The organism is Bizionia hallyeonensis (genome assembly GCF_042657385.1).
GTDB classification, from domain to species: domain Bacteria; phylum Bacteroidota; class Bacteroidia; order Flavobacteriales; family Flavobacteriaceae; genus Algorimicrobium; species Algorimicrobium hallyeonense.
This window is the reverse complement of record NZ_JBHSLA010000002.1, coordinates 82965-101763: the sequence shown is the minus strand read 5'-3', so window position 1 is coordinate 101763 and position 18799 is coordinate 82965. Positions and strand designations below refer to the sequence as shown.

The 18799-nt window shown below is 34.3% G+C and carries 21 protein-coding genes; 18 read left to right on the top strand and 3 right to left on the bottom strand.

Annotated elements, in window-relative coordinates; all coding sequences use genetic code 11:
* Positions 1–61 precede the first annotated feature (61 nt).
* The 4 genes from ACFPH8_RS05900 (at position 62) to ACFPH8_RS05885 (ending at position 5167) form a co-directional block, all read left to right on the top strand.
* Positions 62–2560 (top strand): PIG-L family deacetylase, encoded by a 2499-nt coding sequence (locus ACFPH8_RS05900; RefSeq protein WP_376859283.1) that lies wholly within the window; start codon positions 62–64, stop codon positions 2558–2560.
* Positions 2561–2683: 123 nt separating this feature from the next.
* The gene (locus tag ACFPH8_RS05895; protein ID WP_376859281.1) at positions 2684–4375 is read left to right on the top strand and encodes a sodium:solute symporter family protein; all 1692 of its coding nucleotides are present in this window, start codon (positions 2684–2686) and stop codon (positions 4373–4375) included.
* Between the two features lie 125 nt (positions 4376–4500).
* Entirely contained in the window at positions 4501–4977 is a 477-nt protein-coding gene (locus ACFPH8_RS05890) for a hypothetical protein (protein ID WP_376859279.1), read from the top strand.
* The gene (locus ACFPH8_RS05885) at positions 4967–5167 is read left to right on the top strand and encodes a helix-turn-helix transcriptional regulator (protein WP_376859277.1); all 201 of its coding nucleotides are present in this window, start codon (positions 4967–4969) and stop codon (positions 5165–5167) included. The genes ACFPH8_RS05890 and ACFPH8_RS05885 overlap by 11 nt, the downstream gene beginning before the upstream one ends.
* A 59-nt stretch (positions 5168–5226) precedes the next feature.
* On the opposite strand, the gene ACFPH8_RS05880 is transcribed toward ACFPH8_RS05885, so the two are convergent.
* The 3 genes from ACFPH8_RS05880 to ACFPH8_RS05870 all read right to left on the bottom strand — a co-directional run bounded on the left by ACFPH8_RS05880 (position 5227) and on the right by ACFPH8_RS05870 (position 7195).
* Complete coding sequence (locus tag ACFPH8_RS05880) at positions 5227–5826, bottom strand: hypothetical protein (protein ID WP_376859275.1); 600 nt, start codon at positions 5824–5826, stop codon at positions 5227–5229.
* 3 nt (positions 5827–5829) lie between these two features.
* The gene (locus tag ACFPH8_RS05875) at positions 5830–6678 is read right to left on the bottom strand and encodes a DUF2911 domain-containing protein (protein ID WP_376859273.1); all 849 of its coding nucleotides are present in this window, start codon (positions 6676–6678) and stop codon (positions 5830–5832) included.
* 259 nt (positions 6679–6937) lie between these two features.
* On the bottom strand, positions 6938–7195 hold the full coding sequence (locus ACFPH8_RS05870) for a hypothetical protein (protein WP_376859271.1): 258 nt from the start codon (positions 7193–7195) through the stop codon (positions 6938–6940).
* A gap of 138 nt (positions 7196–7333) precedes the next feature.
* On the opposite strand from ACFPH8_RS05870, the gene ACFPH8_RS05865 reads away from it, so the two are divergent.
* The 14 genes from ACFPH8_RS05865 to ACFPH8_RS05800 all read left to right on the top strand — a co-directional run bounded on the left by ACFPH8_RS05865 (position 7334) and on the right by ACFPH8_RS05800 (position 18797).
* Positions 7334–7978 (top strand): TetR family transcriptional regulator C-terminal domain-containing protein, encoded by a 645-nt coding sequence (locus ACFPH8_RS05865; RefSeq protein WP_376859269.1) that lies wholly within the window; start codon positions 7334–7336, stop codon positions 7976–7978.
* Between the two features lie 5 nt (positions 7979–7983).
* Positions 7984–9294, top strand: a complete 1311-nt coding sequence (locus ACFPH8_RS05860; RefSeq protein ID WP_376859267.1) for an ABC1 kinase family protein — start codon at positions 7984–7986, stop codon at positions 9292–9294.
* The gene (locus ACFPH8_RS05855; protein ID WP_376859265.1) at positions 9294–9926 is read left to right on the top strand and encodes a flavin reductase family protein; all 633 of its coding nucleotides are present in this window, start codon (positions 9294–9296) and stop codon (positions 9924–9926) included. The genes ACFPH8_RS05860 and ACFPH8_RS05855 overlap by 1 nt, the downstream gene beginning before the upstream one ends.
* A 2-nt stretch (positions 9927–9928) precedes the next feature.
* On the top strand, positions 9929–11350 hold the full coding sequence (locus ACFPH8_RS05850; protein WP_376859263.1) for an SDR family oxidoreductase: 1422 nt from the start codon (positions 9929–9931) through the stop codon (positions 11348–11350).
* Entirely contained in the window at positions 11351–11491 is a 141-nt protein-coding gene (locus tag ACFPH8_RS05845; protein WP_376859261.1) for a DUF2256 domain-containing protein, read from the top strand.
* Positions 11461–12771: a DASH family cryptochrome gene (locus ACFPH8_RS05840; RefSeq protein WP_376859259.1), complete on the top strand. Its 1311-nt coding sequence runs from the start codon at positions 11461–11463 to the stop codon at positions 12769–12771. Before ACFPH8_RS05845 ends, ACFPH8_RS05840 begins: the two co-directional genes overlap by 31 nt.
* Positions 12768–14300 carry a cryptochrome/photolyase family protein gene (locus ACFPH8_RS05835; protein ID WP_376859257.1) on the top strand — a complete coding sequence of 511 codons (1533 nt, stop codon included), beginning with the start codon at positions 12768–12770 and terminating at the stop codon, positions 14298–14300. The genes ACFPH8_RS05840 and ACFPH8_RS05835 overlap by 4 nt, the downstream gene beginning before the upstream one ends.
* Positions 14290–15786, top strand: a complete 1497-nt coding sequence (locus ACFPH8_RS05830) for a cryptochrome/deoxyribodipyrimidine photo-lyase family protein (RefSeq protein ID WP_376859255.1) — start codon at positions 14290–14292, stop codon at positions 15784–15786. The genes ACFPH8_RS05835 and ACFPH8_RS05830 overlap by 11 nt, the downstream gene beginning before the upstream one ends.
* A 92-nt stretch (positions 15787–15878) precedes the next feature.
* Positions 15879–16307 carry a hypothetical protein gene (locus ACFPH8_RS05825; protein WP_376859253.1) on the top strand — a complete coding sequence of 143 codons (429 nt, stop codon included), beginning with the start codon at positions 15879–15881 and terminating at the stop codon, positions 16305–16307.
* Positions 16304–16579, top strand: coding sequence for a TIGR03643 family protein (locus ACFPH8_RS05820; RefSeq protein WP_376859251.1), 276 nt, complete (start codon positions 16304–16306; stop codon positions 16577–16579). Before ACFPH8_RS05825 ends, ACFPH8_RS05820 begins: the two co-directional genes overlap by 4 nt.
* Positions 16580–16694: 115 nt before the next feature.
* The gene (folE, locus tag ACFPH8_RS05815; protein ID WP_376859978.1) at positions 16695–17327 is read left to right on the top strand and encodes a GTP cyclohydrolase I FolE; all 633 of its coding nucleotides are present in this window, start codon (positions 16695–16697) and stop codon (positions 17325–17327) included.
* Positions 17328–17330: 3 nt separating this feature from the next.
* Positions 17331–17552, top strand: a complete 222-nt coding sequence (locus tag ACFPH8_RS05810) for a hypothetical protein (protein WP_376859249.1) — start codon at positions 17331–17333, stop codon at positions 17550–17552.
* 12 nt (positions 17553–17564) lie between these two features.
* Positions 17565–18248 carry an SDR family NAD(P)-dependent oxidoreductase gene (locus tag ACFPH8_RS05805; protein WP_376859247.1) on the top strand — a complete coding sequence of 228 codons (684 nt, stop codon included), beginning with the start codon at positions 17565–17567 and terminating at the stop codon, positions 18246–18248.
* Between the two features lie 30 nt (positions 18249–18278).
* The gene (locus tag ACFPH8_RS05800) at positions 18279–18797 is read left to right on the top strand and encodes a glutathione peroxidase (protein WP_376859976.1); all 519 of its coding nucleotides are present in this window, start codon (positions 18279–18281) and stop codon (positions 18795–18797) included.
* Positions 18798–18799: the final 2 nt, after the last annotated feature.

The following is an 18799-nucleotide window of genomic DNA, read 5'->3' as shown; positions in this document are numbered from 1 at the left end:
ACTTAAAGCCAAACATCTTAATAAGTCTTTATTATATTTGGTCTTTTAGCCAAAAGCCATTATGATAAAACTAGTACGTTTCCTATTTTTAATTCTAATAAGTACCACGCTTTCCTACGCACAGCAACCCAAAAAACCTAATAGTTCGGAAATTTACGAGTCCATAAAAAAACTCAATTTTTTAGGGTCGGTTTTATATGTTGCTGCACATCCTGATGATGAAAACACACGACTTATTTCCTATATGGCAAATAACGTCAAAGCAAGAACCGCCTATTTATCCTTAACACGTGGTGATGGAGGCCAAAATCTCATTGGTCCAGAAATTCGGGAGCTTTTAGGTGTTATAAGAACGCAAGAACTCTTAACAGCTAGAGCGATTGATGGTGGTGAACAATTGTTTACTCGTGCTAACGATTTCGGGTATTCCAAACATCCCGAAGAAACGTTGGCTATTTGGAATAAAGAAGCAGTTTTAAGTGATGTGGTATTGGCTATTCGTCAATTTCAACCAGATATTATCATAAATCGTTTTGACCACAGAAGTCCAGGAAGTACCCATGGTCATCATACCAGTTCGGCTATGTTGAGTTTGGAGGCTTTTGATTTAGCAAATGATGCTTCAATCTATCCGAATCAATTACAAACAACGGAAACTTGGCAAGTTCAACGTGCGTTTTTCAATACATCATGGTGGTTTTATGGCAGTCAAGAGAAGTTTGATAGAGCCGATAAGAGTAATTTAATTGGCTTGGATACCGGCATCTATTTTCCTTCAAGCGGTTTGAGTAACCCGGAAATTGCAGCCTTAAGCAGAAGTCAGCATAAATCGCAAGGTTTCGGAAATACTGGAACACGTGGTACCGAAATGGAATATATTGAATTGATAAAAGGTACCATGCCAACCACTCCAACCAATTTATTTGAAGGTATTGATACCAGTTGGAATCGTGTAAAAGGTGGTGCCAAGATTGGCATTATTCTTAAAGAGGTGGAAGCCAATTACGATTTTAAAAACCCAGCTGCTTCCCTTCCAAAGTTGGTTAAAGCCTATAATGCCATTCAAGCTTTAGAAAATACGCATTGGAAAATTATTAAAACCAAAGAGATTAAAGCCATTATTGCGGCTTGCGCTGGTTTATTTGTGGAGGCTGTGGCGGAAACGAATCAAGCTACATCCGGTGAAAGTATTCAACTAAATTTAGAAGCTATTAATAGAAGTCCAGCAAAAATGACGTTGGTGTCATTCACCAATCCAGATGGATTAGAAGTTCCGAAAGGCATTGAACTAAATGAAAATGAATCCATAAAAATTCAAGAAATTTTTCACATACCAAGTACCGATAATGCGCCTGTAACAACACCTTATTGGCTCATTGAAAAAGGAAGTTTAGGCATGTATAAAGTTTCTGATAAATCTCTAATCGGCAAACCGGAATCACCAGATTATTTTAATGTCACCTTTTATATTAATATTGCTGGAACAAACATTCCATTCATGAAGCCCGTTGTTTATAAAACCAACGATCCTGTGAAAGGAGAAGTTTATAAGCCTTTTGAAATCATCCCAGAAGCTTCGGCTAGAATTGCCGAAAAAGTCATCATTTTTGAAACGGTTAACACAAAAGATATTCCTGTACATGTAAAAGCTGGACACGATAATTTGGAAGGAATGGTCCACTTATCAGTTCCTGACGGTTGGCGCGTTTCACCCGAAAATCACCAAGTAACTATTAGCAATAAAGGTGAAGAACAAACGGTTTTATTTTCCATAACGCCTCCTAAAATTCAAAGTGAAGGATTCATCAAACCAATTATTTCAATTAATGGGAACATGTACTCCAATGAACTAATTGAAATTGATTACGTTCATATTCCTTACCAAACCGTTTTATTGCCAAGCGAAAGTAAAGTGGTTCGTTTAGATATTAAGAAAAAAGGCGAAAACATTGCCTATATTGCGGGTGCTGGCGATGTTGTTCCAGAAAGTTTACAACAAATTGGGTATAACGTGACTACTGTATCACCTGATGACATTACGCCTGATAATTTAAAAGGCTTTGATGCTGTTGTTATCGGAATACGCGCATATAACACTGTTGAAACATTAAAATTTAAACAATCTGTTTTATTCGATTTTGTAAAGAATGGTGGTAATATGGTGGTTCAATATAACACGAGCCGCGGTTTGGTAACCGATGAGTTGGCGCCTTATACATTAAAATTATCTCGCGATCGTGTCACCGATGAGTTTGCGGAGGTTAAATTTTTAGCACCCAATCATCCTGTTTTAAATGTCCCTAATAAAATAACCCAAACAGATTTTGAAAACTGGACGCAAGAGCGTGGACTATACTTCCCGGATAAATGGAGTACGGATTTTACACCAATTTTATCCATGCATGATAAAGGGGAGTCAGCCAAAAAAGGAAGTTTATTAGTGGCGCAATACGGAAAAGGCTACTACATCTATACAGGCTTGAGTTTCTTTAGGGAATTTCCTGCTGGAGTTTCCGGTGCGTATCGCTTATTTGCAAATATTTTATCTTTAGGAAAATAAAACCGAAAAATTAAAAACCATGAAGCAAGAAAAATACAAATGGGAAAAAATGTATACAATTTTACTCATTGCTAATGCGCTTTATATTTTAGCGTTTTATTTCATCATGCAAGCTTTTTAACTATGCAAACTCTCGACTGGATTGTATTATCCATTACTTTAATTACAATTGTTGCTTACGGAACCTATCAAACGCGTGGCAGTAAAAATGTTCAAGATTTTTTAAAAGGTGGTAATAGCTCTAAATGGTGGACTATTGGTCTGTCGGTCATGGCAACCCAAGCCAGTGCAATTACGTTTTTATCCACTCCAGGTCAAGCTTTTAATGACGGAATGGGTTTTGTGCAATTCTATTTCGGACTGCCAATTGCCATGATTGTCATATGTATGGTATTTATTCCTTTGTATCACAGACTTAATGTATACACTGCTTATGAATTTCTTGAAAATCGTTTCGATTTAAAAACCAGAACATTAACAGCCATTTTATTTCTTATTCAGCGTGGTTTAGCTGCTGGTATTACCATTTTTGCGCCAGCCATTATTTTATCAGTTGTATTAGGTTGGAATTTATTACTACTCAATATTATAATCGGAATTCTTGTTATTATTTATACCGTTTCTGGTGGTACTAAAGCGGTCAATGTAACGCAGAAACACCAGATGGTTGTTATTTTTACAGGAATGATTATCGCTTTTATTCTTATTGTGAATAAACTTCCAGAAAATATCACCTTTAGCAATGCTTTAGATATTGCTGGTGCAAGCGGTAAAATGGAGATTTTAGATTTCTCTTTCGACCTCAATAATCGCTATACATTTTGGAGTGGTATTATTGGAGGTACGTTTTTGATGCTTTCCTACTTCGGTACAGACCAAAGTCAAGTACAACGCTATTTGTCTGGAAAATCTGTTCGTGAAATGCAATTGGGACTAATGTTCAACGGACTTTTTAAAATACCCATGCAGTTTTTTATACTGTTAGTGGGTGTTATGGTGTTTGTGTTTTATCAATTTAATAAAGCGCCAATTAACTTTAATCCTGTAGCAACTGAAGTGGTTTTAAATACCAAATTCGCCCAAGAATACGAACAACTTCAAGCTGAACAAGATGCCATTTACGATACCAAACAAGTATTAATTGCCAATTTTATAGCCAATAAAAATGAAGCTTCCATTGCAGGCGTGGCTTCCGCAAATGCCAAAAATGATAGTATTCGTGCGCGTGCGCGATATTTAATTGATAAAGCTGGCGAAACTAAAGGCGTAAAAGTGGAAAGTAATGATAAAGATTATGTGTTTATCAATTTTATTTTAAACAACCTACCGCGTGGTTTAATTGGGCTGTTATTAGCCGTTATATTAAGTGCAGCTATGTCCAGCACATCTAGTGAATTAAACGCTTTGGCTTCCACAACAACAATTGATTTATTTAAAAGAAACACCCGCGAAAGAACCGATACGGAAATGGTAAAAGTGTCACGTTGGTTTACATTAGGTTGGGGAATTATAGCTATTCTCGTTGCTTGTGTCGCCGATCTTGCCGAAAACTTAATTCAGTTAGTTAATATTATTGGATCCATTTTCTACGGAAATGTTCTAGGTATTTTCCTGTTAGCCTTTTTTGTAAAAGCCGTTAAAGGTCGTGCTGTTTTTATTGCCGCTATTATAACTCAAATTTTGGTAATCTCTTTGTTTTTGCTAGATCTGTATGAATACATTAATTTACCATTCTTATGGTTGAATTTTGTTGGCTGTGCCATTGTAGTGGCTATTGCTATCATGATTCAGTTTACGAACAAAAATAGAATTTAAAGCATTAATAATCTATCTCCTTTTAGTATTCTAATTGTCTAGTTCTTACAACCTTTTGTCAAATAAAATTGTCAATATGTAAAGTTTATTTTGTATTTGAATTGTCAATTTTAAATCGGACAATTATGAAAACTAATTATTTATTGCCACACAAGTACAAGGTGTTTGGTTGGGTATTACTTGTTCTTGGACTAATTTCAGGCCTCTTTTTATATGCCACAGATATGGATCCTGATATAATAAAACTAAACGTTTTAAGCATTTATAATGATGATAGTCTATTTACAGGAACAGAAGAAGGTTGGTTTAAAATTATAAAGAATGGAATCGTTGATGAACTTTCAGCACTCGCTATCATTATTGGTGGCTTACTAATTGGTTTCACCAAAGAGAAAGTAGAAGATGAATTTATTTACCAACTGCGAACCGAATCGCTGGTTTGGGCTATAATTGTAAATTATACCATTTTAGCGTTTGCTGTCATTTTTGTTTATGATATGCTATTTTTTAACGTGATGATATTTAATATGTTTACACCGCTTTTCATCTTCATTATTCGCTTTAATTTCTTAAAATTAAAATCTACTAGTCATGACGAATAATTTAAAAGTAGAGCGTGCCAGGCATAACATGACCCAAGCAGATTTGGCTGTAGCTATCAGCGTTTCCAGACAATCCATAAATGCCATGGAAAAAAACAAGTATGTACCATCTACGGTTTTAGCTTTAAAGTTAGCCCGACTCTTTAAAAAACCTGTTGAGGAATTGTTTCAATTAGAAAGTTCGGATTAAGCATAAAAAAAACGACTTGCTATTACCAAGTCGTTTTTTTGTTAAAGTAGGCATTTCATTTAAATGCAGTTTTTATAATACTGTAATGCAGATAAAACATCCTCCTTTTTTTCAATAGGTTCGGAAGCCATGACCACCGAATTACAATTAGAAAAATAAGCATTCACATTTTTGCGAAAATAGTTTAAACCACGTGTAGCGCTTACTAATTCAGAGGCTTGCTTTTCACCTTCGCGTTGTACATATATTTCATTAAAGTTTGATGAAAACCAAACACCAACAGTTGATGCATGATTAACCTGCATGCTACGCGCATAAATAGTTAAATCACCAATAGTTTCAACTTCACGAAAAAGTGCTAGTTTTTTATCCACAATAATATTCACATACTTTACCGTACCATCTGTCCGAGAGGTCAAATAAACAAAAGCTATTTCGTGATCCTTAAACCGCGTTGTTTTGGCGTCTTTATTAGCTCTAAAAGCAACCTTATTAGCACCGATTCGTATCGATTTTGTTGGTTGCGGGATTTTAACTTGTCCCTTTTTTAAGCTTCCATTTACCAAGTGTAACTCGCCCGATAACCATTCGGCTTCTTGAGAGTAGCTTTGTAAAGATAGTACCAATAGTGCAAATAGTGAGGTGAGTCGTAAAACCATATATTAGTTAGCTCCCCATTCTTTTAATGATTCCTCATTAAATTTAACATATTGCATGTTACCCGCAGCTTTAGAACCTTCTAAAGATTTTTTAGCTAATTCAATAGCACCTTTGGTATCACCCGCTTTGGCATATATTAAAGCTTGTTGTCTTACTTGGTAATACGCAGGGCTATCCATCATACTCATAGCTTTATCAATCCATTCTTTAGCTTGCTTAATATCTTTTCCTTCATTTAGGTAATAAACAGCAGAAGCATAATAATCAGTGGCTTTTGGCGTTCCGTTTAAGGCGTCATTTATAGAGGCTAATACTTTATCATCCGTAGGAACCGTGAAAGGTATACCGATATAAGTGTTTTCCCACATCATTTCTAATCTAGCACTTCCTGTTTTAATATCATTAATATCTATAGTAAATGTTTCAACCGTGAATGGAATTTTCTCCACTTTTACTTTTGCAATTGCAGCAACTAAACTTTCATCCCATTTTTCAGGTGTTCCCCAATTGTTAGTGTCTGAATAAAAATACACTTCCCACATAGATTCTCCAGGCTTTGTAAAAATAGCGTAAGAACCTGCTTTTAATTCGTAATCGTTAATAGTTACAGGGTCACTAAATGTAATGATGGTGTTTTTGTTAGCACCAGTACGCCACATTTTGTCATAAGCTTCAAGTCCTCCAAATATTTTTCGTCCTTTAACTCCTGGACGCGAATATTCAATCGTTACATCTGTTAATCCAACCTTCTGCTCCACTTTACTAAATGGACTAGATTCTGGTGTTGTTACTTGTGCTTGTATGCTAAATGTTAACACAAAAGCTGCTAAAATTAGTATTGCTTTTTTCATAGTAATTAAAATTAAATTGATTTATTTTTTATAGTCCACAAAAATACGATTAAACAGTCAAAAGCTTGTTAACTAAAGTATAAATTAATGACTAGTCCTTAAAGTTCCATTTACTTTAAACACTGCGCTGAATTTGTCCAAAATTTTCTAAATGGTTTACATATTGATTGGTAGTTAAAATCCCTTTTAATTCCTCATTCATTTTACCAACCAATATATTAAACTGCTCATGTATTTCATCACGTGTATACGTTTTGTCCTAATCATTTAAGCGACTCATATCAAACACATATTTATTTACAATACGATCGTAATCATCACGAAGCTCTGCTGATAATTTCATATCATTTACGCGATCATAAAACCAACGCTGCATATTTGCTCGCTCCTCTACCGAATAAAGCGTATCTACTTTTACTTGCTGAAGTTCCGATTCTTTTACTGATTTGTTTTGAGCAAAACTCATGTTTGCTACTAATAAAAAAATACCTATGTAGCGTATTTGACTTGTTTTCATAATTGTTAAGTTTTCTTTAACAAATATACTATTTTTTCGCTTTGCGGATACACTAAAATACGAATTCGAAAAAATATTGTTTAACTTTCCTGTCAATTAGTTAAACATTTTGTATCTTTACACAAGAATTTAATTATTATGGCAAAAAAGAAAAACATCACCCAAGACAAGCTTATTTCATTCTATATGGATTATGTTTTAATGCATAGCCATACACCAAAAACCGTGTATGCTTTTGCAAAAGACAACAATTTTGAAGAAGCTGATTTTTATAAAAAATTTGCTTCTTTTGAAGCTTTAGAAAAATCCATATTCAAGGCATTTTTTGATAACACCTTACAAATGCTAGAAAAAAGCGAAGCATATCAACATTTTGATGCTAGAAATAAATTATTAAGCTTTTATTTCACCTTTTTTGAAAATTTAACGGCAAACCGAAGCTATGTCGTTTTTGCACTTGAAAATAAAGGGTTAAAATCATTAAGTACGCTTTCTGAATTACGTCATGCTTTCAAAAAATATATTGACACATTAAACATTGAAACCCTTGATATTAAAGAGCCACGTATTGTTAAACTTCAAGATTACTCCAAACAAGAATCTTTTTGGATTCAACTTATGATGATCATGAAGTTTTGGTTAGACGACACATCACCTTCCTTTGAAAAGACAGACATTTTTATAGAAAAGTCCGTACATGCTGGTTTTGATTTAATGGATATCAAACCACTAAAAAGCGTTTTGGATTTAGGGAAATTCCTCTTTAAAGAAAAAATGCAATAAAGCCTATGAAAACAATTGATAGTATTCCGACAAGCAAAATACAACGTGCTAGCAAACTGGTAAAAACAGGAGCTAAAGTGGGTGTAAATTACTTAAAATATTATGGTGATAAACTCACTAAAACAGAACTAGAAGCTAAAGAAAAATTAAATCAAAATAACGCAGAAGATATTTATGATGGCTTAAAACAATTAAAAGGTAGCGCACTTAAAGTTGCCCAAATGTTAAGCATGGAAAAAAGCATCTTGCCGCAGGCTTATGTGGAAAAATTCTCATTAGCCCAGTTCTCTGTTCCGCCATTATCACCACCTTTAGTAGTAAAAACATTTAAAACCTATTTTGGAAAATCACCAGAGGAAATTTTTGACACCTTCAATTCATCTTCCGTCAATGCTGCCAGTATTGGACAGGTTCATTTAGCCGAAAAAAGTGGTAAAAAATTGGCTGTAAAAATTCAATACCCAGGTGTTGCCGAAAGTATCCAATCGGATTTAGCCATGGTAAAACCCATCGCTATTAAAATGTTTAATATTAAAGGTAAAGATTCTGATAAGTACTTCAAAGAGGTAGAAAATAAACTGGTTGAAGAAACCAATTATATCTTAGAGCTTGAACAAAGTCAAGAAATAGCAAAAGCATGTTCTCATATTCCCAATTTAAAATTCCCCGATTATTATCCAGAATTATCTTCCGAACGGATTATTACTATGGATTACATGATGGGTAAACATTTGTCTGAATTCACAGCAAAAAACACCAATCAGGATATGGCCAATACCATTGGACAATCGCTTTGGGATTTCTACATGTTTCAAATTCATAAGCTTAAAAAAGTTCATGCCGATCCGCACCCGGGAAATTTTCTAATTTCAAATGACGGGCACTTAATTGCTTTAGATTTTGGATGTATGAAAACCATTCCTGAAGATTTCTATGTTCCTTATTTTGAATTAGCTGAAAAGGAAAGCATTGAAAACCCGAAAATCTTTCGAGAAAAAATGTTCAAATTAGAAATTTTAAAACCAGACGATTCGCCTGAAGAATTAGAATTTTTCTCAACTATGTTTCATGAAATGTTAAGCATTTTCACCCAACCATTTCATGCGGAAACTTTTGATTTTTCAGATCCATCATTCTTTGGACGCATTGCTGAATTAGGTGAAAAATATTCAAAAAATACGGAATTGCGTAAAATGAATGGAAACCGAGGTTCTAAACATTTTATTTATATAAACCGAACATTTTTTGGACTGTATAATTTAATGTTCGACTTAAAAGCGAAAGATGTAAAAATCAATAATTTTCACAACCTATAATGAAACATTTCAGCCATGAAAAAATCTCTAAATTAGAACATCTTTATAAAATAAACCTTATAAATAGTTGTTCTGGTTTCAAATCGGCCAATTTAATTGGGACTAAATCTGGAGATGGCATTGAAAACGTGGCTATTTTTAGTTCAGTTACGCATGTTGGTTCAGACCCACCTTTATTAGGTGTTTTTATGAGACCAACAACGGTAACCAGAAACACCTACGATAACATAAAAGAAACGGGGTTTTACACTTTAAATCACGTGCATGAATCTATAATTTCTGAAGCGCATCATACATCAGCAAAATATGATAAACAGATTTCTGAATTTGATGTTACCTCATTAAAAGCCGAATATAAATTGGGAATAAATGTGCCTTTTGTAGCAACGACACCTTTACAGATGCTCATGGAATTTATTGAAGAATACCATATTAAATCCAATGGAACCATATTAGTCATAGGTAAAATAAAACATTTATATATTCAAGATCATTTATTAGAAACAGACGGGTTCGTTAATTTATCCAAGGCACAAGTTGTCACCATCAATGGATTAGATGGCTATGCCATTCCAGAATTAAAAGAGCGACACCCCTACCAACGGCCAAAAACCAATTTAAATACCCACTAAATATGAAAATTCTTGTTACAGGTGCAACAGGTTATATTGGCAAACGCTTAATACCATTACTTGTTCAAGATGGTCATCATGTTATTTGTGTGGTTCGCGATATTTTAAGAGCGGATAAGCTTTATGTGGAAGATCCTCACATAGATTTTATTGAAGGTGATTTTCTAAAACCGGAAACATTAACTAATCCCCCAAAAGATATTGATGTGGCTTATTATTTAATCCACTCCATGTCTAATTCCTCCAAAGATTTTGAAGATTTAGAAGCGCGTTGTGCCGAAAATTTTAAAACGGCCATAACAAAAACCAATGTTCAACAAGTTATCTATTTAAGTGGTATTACTAACGATAAAGAGTTATCTAAACATTTGCGCTCACGCAAACAGGTTGAAGAAATTCTAAAATCAGACAATTACGCGACCACTATTTTCAAGGCTGGAATTATTGTAGGTTCTGGAAGCTCCTCTTTTGAGATTATTCGTGATTTAGTAGAAAAATTACCTTTTATGATTGCACCAAAATGGCTTAATACCAAAACGCAACCTTTGGCTGTCCGTGACGTATTAAGTTATTTATCAAAAAGTGCTGGAGACGAACGGCTTTATAATCAGGCTTATGATATTTTCGGTCCTGAAGTACTCACATACAAACAAATGTTATTGGAATTTGCCGAAGTCCGTAAACTCAAACGTTACATTTTAACGGTTCCTGTTATGACACCCAAATTATCATCATACTGGTTGTATTTCGTGACGTCCACATCCTACAAATTAGCTTCGTCTTTAGTAGATAGCATGGGTGTTCAAATAATTGGTAAGCCAAGCAATATAGAGGAACTTTTAGGCATAAAACCATTGTCATATAAAGAAGCTGTTTCCTTAGCTTTTGAAAAAATAGAACAAAATAGTATTATTTCTAGTTGGAAAGATTCCATGGTGAGTAGCGGCCGACTCAAAAATAATTTCCATAAATATGTCAATGTACCAAAATATGGTTGTTTTAAAGATTATAAGGAACGTCCTGTTACAGATCCAGAAGAAACCATTCGGAAAATTTGGGCTATTGGCGGCAATACCGGTTGGTATTATGGAACCCGTTTATGGCGATTGCGTGGTTATATGGACAAAATGGTGGGCGGCATTGGTTTACGACGCGGACGTACAAGTCCAACAGAATTGCATGTAGGCGATTCACTTGATTTTTGGCGTGTCATTTTTGCGGATAAAGACAAACAAAAGCTCCTACTCTACGCCGAAATGAAATTACCTGGCGAAGCTTGGTTAGAATTTAAAATTGAAGATAATAAACTGAAACAAACCGCTACGTTTAGACCACGGGGTTTGGCAGGACGACTCTATTGGTATAGCGTTTTACCATTTCATGGTTTTATTTTTAGAGGTATGATTAACAAACTTGCCAGCTAATTGAAAAAATCAGATTTACCTAAAAAAATATGTCCTGTTTGCCAAATACCATTTTCTTGGCGTAAAAAATGGCGAAATAATTGGGAGCACGTAATTTATTGTAGCGAACGATGCAAACGAAACAAAACACATATACATTAGTTTGGTTTACCACCAATTTACGGATTCAAGATAATACGGTTTTGGCCCATGCCTTAAAATTAAACCATCCTTTAATTGGCATCTATTGTTTTGATCCTCGACATTACGAAACAACCACATACGGTTTTAAAAAAACAGAAAAATATCGTGCCCGTTTTACGATTGAAAGTGTTCAGGATTTAAAAAACCAGTTGGAGTCACTCAATATTCCGTTATTTACATTCTACGAGAAACCAGAAATAGCCATTCCAAAACTATGTAAAACTTATAGTATATCAGATATCTGTTTACAAAAAGAATTTACAAGTGAAGAAACTCAAACTATTCAAAACCTTAAAGCTAAAGTTTCTAAGCACACAAGCTTTCATGAATTGTATGATCAGTTTTTATTTCATCCTGATGATGTTTTAATTCATGTAAATAACATTCCAAAGGTATTTACAAATTTTAGAAAAGTATTAGAGAAGACATGTGCAGTTAGAAGCCTATTTAAAATAGAAAAACAAGATGCTATTAAAATTAAAAATACCACAACCATTCCAAATTTAAAAATTCTAGGTTTTTCGGAATTTACAACCCATACGCAAACGGCTTTTCCATTTTCGGGTGGCGAAACGGCTGCTCAAAACCGATTAAACACTTATGTGTTTGAAACCAAAAAAATAGGATTTTATAAGAAAACTAGAAACGGTTTATTAGGTACAGATTACAGCTCTAAATTTTCGGCGTGGTTGGCCAACGGCTGTATTAGTGCTAGGCAAATATATTGGGCCATTAAAGAGTTTGAGCGCACAGAATTCAAAAATGAATCGACTTATTGGCTTATTTTCGAATTAATCTGGCGCGATTTCTTCAAGTTTATTGCCTTGCAACATGGGAATGCTATTTTTAAAATTGATGGTATTAATCAACAATCCTATAATTGGAAAACAAATCCAACTTTAATTAAAAAGTGGTGTTCTGGAGCAACACCTGAACGGTTTGTAAATGCTAATATGATGGAGCTCAATAAAACCGGCTGGATGAGTAATCGTGGGCGACAAAATGTGGCATCTTACTTTGCCAAAACATTAGAACTCGATTGGCGCGTTGGTGCGGCATATTTTGAATCCCTACTTATAGATTATGATGTGCATAGCAATTATGGTAACTGGTTGTACGTGGCAGGTGTTGGAAACGACCCTAGAAATAGGACTTTTAATGTGAAGCTCCAGGCCGACCGTTATGATGAACATGGTAAATTTCAGAAGCAATGGCTTCAAAATACGTTATTTGAATGAAAACACTCCGACTCCTTTTAGGCGACCAGTTAAATATTAAGCATCCTTGGTTTAAATCCGTTGATGATGATATCGTTTACGCTATTTTTGAAATGCGCCAAGAAACCGATTATGTCACCCATCATATTCAAAAAGTAATTGGGTTTTTCGCAGCCATGCGCGAATTTGCTTCCACGTTAGAATCTGCTGGACACCAGTTTATTTATTATAAAATTACGGATAAAAATAATACGCAAAAACTGCCTGAAAATCTTCAAAAAATTATCCGTGAAAAAGACATTTCTTGCTTTGAATATCAACTGCCGGATGAATATAGATTGGATAGGCAATTGCAAAAATTCGCTATAACCCTTTCCATAGAATGTAATGTTGTTGATACGTCACATTTTTACACCAAACGTGAAGATTTACAAACGTTCTATAAAGGCAAAAAGCAATTTGTTATGGAAAATTTTTATCGCGACATGCGTAAAAAACATGACATTTTAATGGCTTATGGTAATCCGGAAGGTGGTAAATGGAATTACGATAAATCTAATCGGAAGAAATGGAAAAACGAACCTGAAATTCCAACGTACAAATATTTTAAGAATGAGGTATCTGCAGTCGTTTCAGATATTGAAAAATCCGGTATTAAAACCATGGGGAATTGGAACCTAAAAACCTTCAATTATCCTATAAACAGGAAGCAAGCTTTGGAGCAGCTTAAATATTTCTGTGAACAGTTATTAATTCATTTTGGCGATTATCAAGATGCTTTGCATACCGATGAAGTTTATTTATTTCATTCACGCTTATCATTTGCCATGAATATCAAATTGATTTCCGCCCGAAATGTGGTTGATACAATTTTAAATTATTACCGAAAGCATGAAGATTCTATAGATATTTCGCAAGTAGAAGGATTTATCCGTCAAGTAATTGGTTGGCGTGAGTATATGCGTGGCATGTATTGGGCATTAATGCCAGACTTCAAAGAGCAGAATTATTTAAACAATAGGAATAGTTTAGCCGATTTCTTTTGGACAGGAAACACTAAAATGGCTTGCTTAAAACATAGTATTTCCAATTCCTTGGATAACGCGTATGCGCATCACATTCAACGTTTGATGATTACGGGAAATTACGCACTCCTAACCCAAACCCATCCAGATGCTGTAGATGCATGGTATTTAGGAATTTATGCAGATGCAATTGAATGGGTACAATTACCAAACACACATGGCATGAGTCAATTTGCCGATGGTGGGAATATTGCTACCAAACCCTATGTGTCTTCGGGTTCCTATATTCAGAAAATGAGTAATTATTGTGACGGTTGTCATTATAACTATAAGAAAAAAACAGAAGCCGATGCCTGCCCATTCAATAGCCTATATTGGAACTTTTTGGATGATAAGCGTGAACAATTAGAATCCAATTTTAGAATGAAAATGATGTATTCCATCCTTAATAAAATGGATGCCGATAAGCTTTCAGCATTGAAAAAACGCGCCAATCACATTATAGAAAATCAAGATGAATACTAACCGAGAACCCATACATATTGTTTGGTTTAAACGCGATTTGCGTTTAGAAGATCATGAGCCTTTAAAAAAGGCACTGGAGCAGAATGTCCGCGTCCTTTGTTTGTTTGTTTTTGAACAATTACTTCTTGATGATCCACATTATAGCGAACGGCATTGGGATTTTATAAAAGAATCTCTTCGCGATATGAATGCCTTTTTAAATCCCTATAATACGAAAGTGCTGGCTATAAATTCTGATATCATTTCGGCCTGTAACATAATTTCTAATTCGTATCAAATTAAAAACGTTTATTCACATCAAGAAACGGGAATTCAAGTAACTTTTGATCGGGACAAAGCGTTTAAACGCTACTGCAAAAATAATGTAATTTCATGGCAAGAAAGCATTCAAAATGGTGTGGTTCGTGGTTTAAAAACTCGTGAATTATGGTTTGAAAACTGGAATAAAATTATGGCTGAACCGCTTATTACCTTTACAGCTCAAACTTCTAATTTTTTGCCCTTAGATGCTATTTCCGAATTAGAAACGCAATGTCAATCAGCAAATCTAGAAACGGCAACAGATAAGCCTTTTCAAGAAGGCGGAACGAAAACAGGAAATAAATACCTACTATCCTTTTTAAACAATAGGCATAAGGATTATATGTTTCATATTTCTAAACCTGAAAAATCTCGAAAAAGTTGCAGTCGTTTGTCACCTTATATTGCTTGGGGCAATTTATCTGTTAGGCAAGTGTATCAAGCGTCTAAAACCGCTCAAGTATCGTCTAGCTATAAGAAGCAATTATCTGCTTTCCGTTCCCGATTACGTTGGCAAGCGCATTTTATTCAAAAGTTTGAGATGGAACATATTATGGAAAAGGTGAGCGTTAATAAGGGTTACCATAAACTTAAAAAATCTATTTCAGAACACTACCAAATGGCTTGGAAAACGGGACAAACCGGGTTTCCTTTGGTAGATGCTAGCATGCGCTGCTTAAACCAAACCGGCTATATTAATTTTAGAATGCGTGCCTTATTAGTATCGTTTTTTACGCATATTTTATGGCAACCATGGCAAGATGCCTCCAAACATTTATCGCGGCAATTTTTAGATTTCGAACCTGGAATTCATTATCCACAATTGCAAATGCAGGCAGGTGAAACAGGTATAAATAATTTACGAATTTATAATCCCATAAAAAACAGTTTAGAACATGATCCTGATGGGATATTTATTAAACATTGGGTTCCTGAACTACGTGATTTAGATTTACCATTCGTGCATGAACCCTATTTAATGACTACTTTAGACCAACAATTCAATAATTTCCAATTAGGTATAGACTACCCCTTCCCTATTGTTGATTTAAAATCGAAAAGAAAACGTGCTAGTGAAACACTTTGGAATATGAAGAAAAACCCCAAAGTTAAAAATGAAAGCATGCGCATTCTTAAAAAACACACCATTGATAATCGCTCTAATTTATTGAAGAACGACGATTAATGCATTAATTTCCAAAACAATTGTTAATTTTTGTTTAACTTCTGATAATAATTGTTAAACATTTTGTAACTTTGATATTAAATAAACCTAATTTGATATTAAACAGTACATATCACGACAAAGAGTATAAAGAAGTTATTTCGGACTTAATAGGGAAGCCTTATTCTTTTTTTGAAGCACTCAAGTTGAAAGGAATTGGCTCTAAACGCATGATTATAAATGAGGTTAGTCCGAATTTACAAGCCTATTTAAACCGCGTTTCAGATATTAATTACGCCAATATTGAAATGCGTTCTGGCGGAATCATTATATATATTAATAAAGGCCTAAAGAATTTTTCTTGGATTATTCCTTATTATCAATTGGTTTTATATAAAACTAATGGCGCTAGCATTCATGCTCAAGGTAAGTTTATCAACTTTGAAAATAATAACATGTTTAAAGAGAATAAAGCTTTTTTTAAACGTTTATTAGATGCTAAAGTGGTTTATGATCAACGTTTTAACTTTATGGACTCATGAATAGTTTTAAAACGCGCGAGATAGATAGAATTATTGAAATGGCTTGGGAAGACCGAACCACATTTGAGGCTATTAAATTTCAATTTGGTTTGGAAGAACAAGATGTTATAAACCTCATGCGGCGCGAAATGAAACCTAGCAGTTTCAGAATGTGGCGCAAACGGGCTCAAGGTAGGAAAACTAAACATGAAAAATTACGCTCTTTTGAAAAAGGACGTTTTAAATGTAGTAGACAAAAACAAATTACGCATAATAAAATAAGTAAACGCTAATGGTGCTTTGCCTCAATAAAATAAGGACAGCACGTAATAAAAAGAGAGTATGAAAATAGAATCTACATTATCTAAAAATCAACATAAAAACAGTTTAAATGATTTTTCTACGGACATGATTGGGAACGACCATTTATCAACAGGATTAGAAACACCTATGAAATCTGATGCGTTCAAACTTTCAGATTCCGAAAAAAAGCAACGTATTTCTGTGTTATTTGAAGAAATAATGGATGTTATGGGTTTAGATTTAACGGACGACTCGTTAAAAGGAACACCTGATCGTGTTGCTAAAATGTATATAGATGAAATATTTTCTGGTTTAAACCCTAAAAACAAGCCTAAAGTTGCCTTATTTGAAAATAAGTATCGTTATAATCAAATGGTTCTCGAAAAAAATATTACCTTTTACTCCAATTGTGAACATCACTTTGTGCCAATTATTGGCAAAGCACATCTAGCCTATATTTCTTCTGGTAAAGTAATAGGTTTATCCAAGTTAAATAGAATTGTGCAATATTTTGCCAAAAGGCCCCAGGTACAGGAGCGCTTAACGAATCAAATAGCCAACGAACTCCAAACTATTTTAGAAACTGAAGACATAGCCGTAATTATTGATGCCAAACATTTGTGCGTGTCTTCTAGAGGAATTAAAGATGATTCCTCTGAAACGGTAACCGCCTTTTATGGTGGTGTTTTTAATACGCCAGAAAAAATAATTGAATTACAAAACTATTTAAATCATTAAATTATGGATACAATAGAACAAGCTTTAGAATTTGAGCAAACCAAAATGAAATCGTTATCAACTAGTGATAGAATTGAAATTTCTAGAGAAGCCAAACGTCTTATTTTAGAACTAAATCAGATTTACAAAAAGAAAAAAGATGAACGTATTATGGATATCATGAAGCGTTTAACTGCTATTAAGCAAAAAGTTGAAAAACGCCTGAAAGGCAGACCAACGGTATAAAGGAAACGTTTTATGAAAACATATATTATTGTTGGTGGCAGCAAAGGCATTGGTCGCGCAATTTCCATGAAATTATTAAAAAATCATAAGGTCATTAATTTAAGCAGGTCTAAACCTGATTTTGATCATGATAATTTAAAACATTATGCGGTTGATATTTTGAGTGATGAACTACCAGATTTAGATCAAGCTGATGGCTTAATATATTGTCCTGGCAGTATTAATTTAAAGCCCATTGGCCGTTTAAATTTAGATGATTTTCGTTCGGATTTTGAAATTAATGTGATAGGTGCTGTTCAAGCAATTCAAAAATATCTTCCTATAATAAAAAAAGGAGATAAACCGTCCATGTTATTTTTTAGTACAGTAGCTGCAAAATTAGGGATGCCGTTTCATGCTAGCGTGGCGGCTTCAAAAGCAGCTGTGGAAGGTTTGGTAAAATCTATTGGCGCTGAATTGGCACCAACAGTTCGTGTAAATGCCATTGCGCCTACAGTTACGAATACCGAATTAGCGTCTAAATTACTGCGAAACGAGAAAATGATTAACAACATTACAGAGCGGCATCCCCTTAAAAAATTCTTAAACCCAACAGAAGTTGCCGAAATGGCTTCATTCCTCCTATCGGATCATGCAGCCGCTATTTCTGGTCAAATTTTCGAGATGGATTGCGGCATTGTATCCTTCAAAATATAACTCATGAAATACGTATTTACACTTATAATTATGTTTAGTTTATTTAATAAAAGTCAAGCACAAACCGAACCAACACAATCCATCTATGATATTGCCATTAACGGTTTGGATGGTAAACCGTTAAAATTATCAGATTTTAAAGGAAAACATATATTGTTTGTCAATGTGGCGTCCAAATGTGGTTTTACGGGTCAATATGAAGATTTGCAAAAACTTTACGATACTTTCAAGGACAACCTGATGGTTATTGGCGTTCCATGTAATCAATTTGGTGGTCAAGAACCTGGAACTGCCACCGATATCCAAACGTTCTGCCAAGCCAATTATGGGGTAACATTCCAAATGACGGAAAAAGTAGACGTTAAAGGTGATAATCAACATGCCCTTTATAAGTGGTTAACCAATCAGGAGTTAAACGGAAAATCTAGTTCCAGTGTTAAGTGGAACTTCCAAAAGTATTTAGTGGATGGAAACGGGCAATTAGTAGATTATTATTTTTCTGTTACCAATCCTATGAGTGGAAAAATTACTAAAAATTTAACGCTGTAATT

Excerpts from the sequence above, each read along its gene's own strand:
- ACFPH8_RS05810 (WP_376859249.1), top strand. The coding sequence starts at position 17,331 with ATGGATACAATAGAACAAGCTTTAGAATTTGAGCAAACCAAAATGAAA.
- ACFPH8_RS05840 (WP_376859259.1), top strand. The coding sequence starts at position 11,461 with ATGCAAACGAAACAAAACACATATACATTAGTTTGGTTTACCACCAAT.
- ACFPH8_RS05860 (WP_376859267.1), top strand. The coding sequence starts at position 7,984 with ATGAAAACAATTGATAGTATTCCGACAAGCAAAATACAACGTGCTAGC.
- ACFPH8_RS05880 (WP_376859275.1), bottom strand. The coding sequence starts at position 5,826 with ATGGTTTTACGACTCACCTCACTATTTGCACTATTGGTACTATCTTTA.
- ACFPH8_RS05855 (WP_376859265.1), top strand. The coding sequence starts at position 9,294 with ATGAAACATTTCAGCCATGAAAAAATCTCTAAATTAGAACATCTTTAT.
- ACFPH8_RS05900 (WP_376859283.1), top strand. The coding sequence starts at position 62 with ATGATAAAACTAGTACGTTTCCTATTTTTAATTCTAATAAGTACCACG.
- ACFPH8_RS05850 (WP_376859263.1), top strand. The coding sequence starts at position 9,929 with ATGAAAATTCTTGTTACAGGTGCAACAGGTTATATTGGCAAACGCTTA.
- ACFPH8_RS05865 (WP_376859269.1), top strand. The coding sequence starts at position 7,334 with ATGGCAAAAAAGAAAAACATCACCCAAGACAAGCTTATTTCATTCTAT.
- ACFPH8_RS05820 (WP_376859251.1), top strand. The coding sequence starts at position 16,304 with ATGAATAGTTTTAAAACGCGCGAGATAGATAGAATTATTGAAATGGCT.
- folE (WP_376859978.1), top strand. The coding sequence starts at position 16,695 with ATGATTGGGAACGACCATTTATCAACAGGATTAGAAACACCTATGAAA.
- ACFPH8_RS05830 (WP_376859255.1), top strand. The coding sequence starts at position 14,290 with ATGAATACTAACCGAGAACCCATACATATTGTTTGGTTTAAACGCGAT.
- ACFPH8_RS05805 (WP_376859247.1), top strand. The coding sequence starts at position 17,565 with ATGAAAACATATATTATTGTTGGTGGCAGCAAAGGCATTGGTCGCGCA.
- ACFPH8_RS05835 (WP_376859257.1), top strand. The coding sequence starts at position 12,768 with ATGAAAACACTCCGACTCCTTTTAGGCGACCAGTTAAATATTAAGCAT.
- ACFPH8_RS05895 (WP_376859281.1), top strand. The coding sequence starts at position 2,684 with ATGCAAACTCTCGACTGGATTGTATTATCCATTACTTTAATTACAATT.
- ACFPH8_RS05870 (WP_376859271.1), bottom strand. The coding sequence starts at position 7,195 with ATGAAAACAAGTCAAATACGCTACATAGGTATTTTTTTATTAGTAGCA.
- ACFPH8_RS05885 (WP_376859277.1), top strand. The coding sequence starts at position 4,967 with ATGACGAATAATTTAAAAGTAGAGCGTGCCAGGCATAACATGACCCAA.
- ACFPH8_RS05890 (WP_376859279.1), top strand. The coding sequence starts at position 4,501 with ATGAAAACTAATTATTTATTGCCACACAAGTACAAGGTGTTTGGTTGG.
- ACFPH8_RS05800 (WP_376859976.1), top strand. The coding sequence starts at position 18,279 with ATGTTTAGTTTATTTAATAAAAGTCAAGCACAAACCGAACCAACACAA.
- ACFPH8_RS05875 (WP_376859273.1), bottom strand. The coding sequence starts at position 6,678 with ATGAAAAAAGCAATACTAATTTTAGCAGCTTTTGTGTTAACATTTAGC.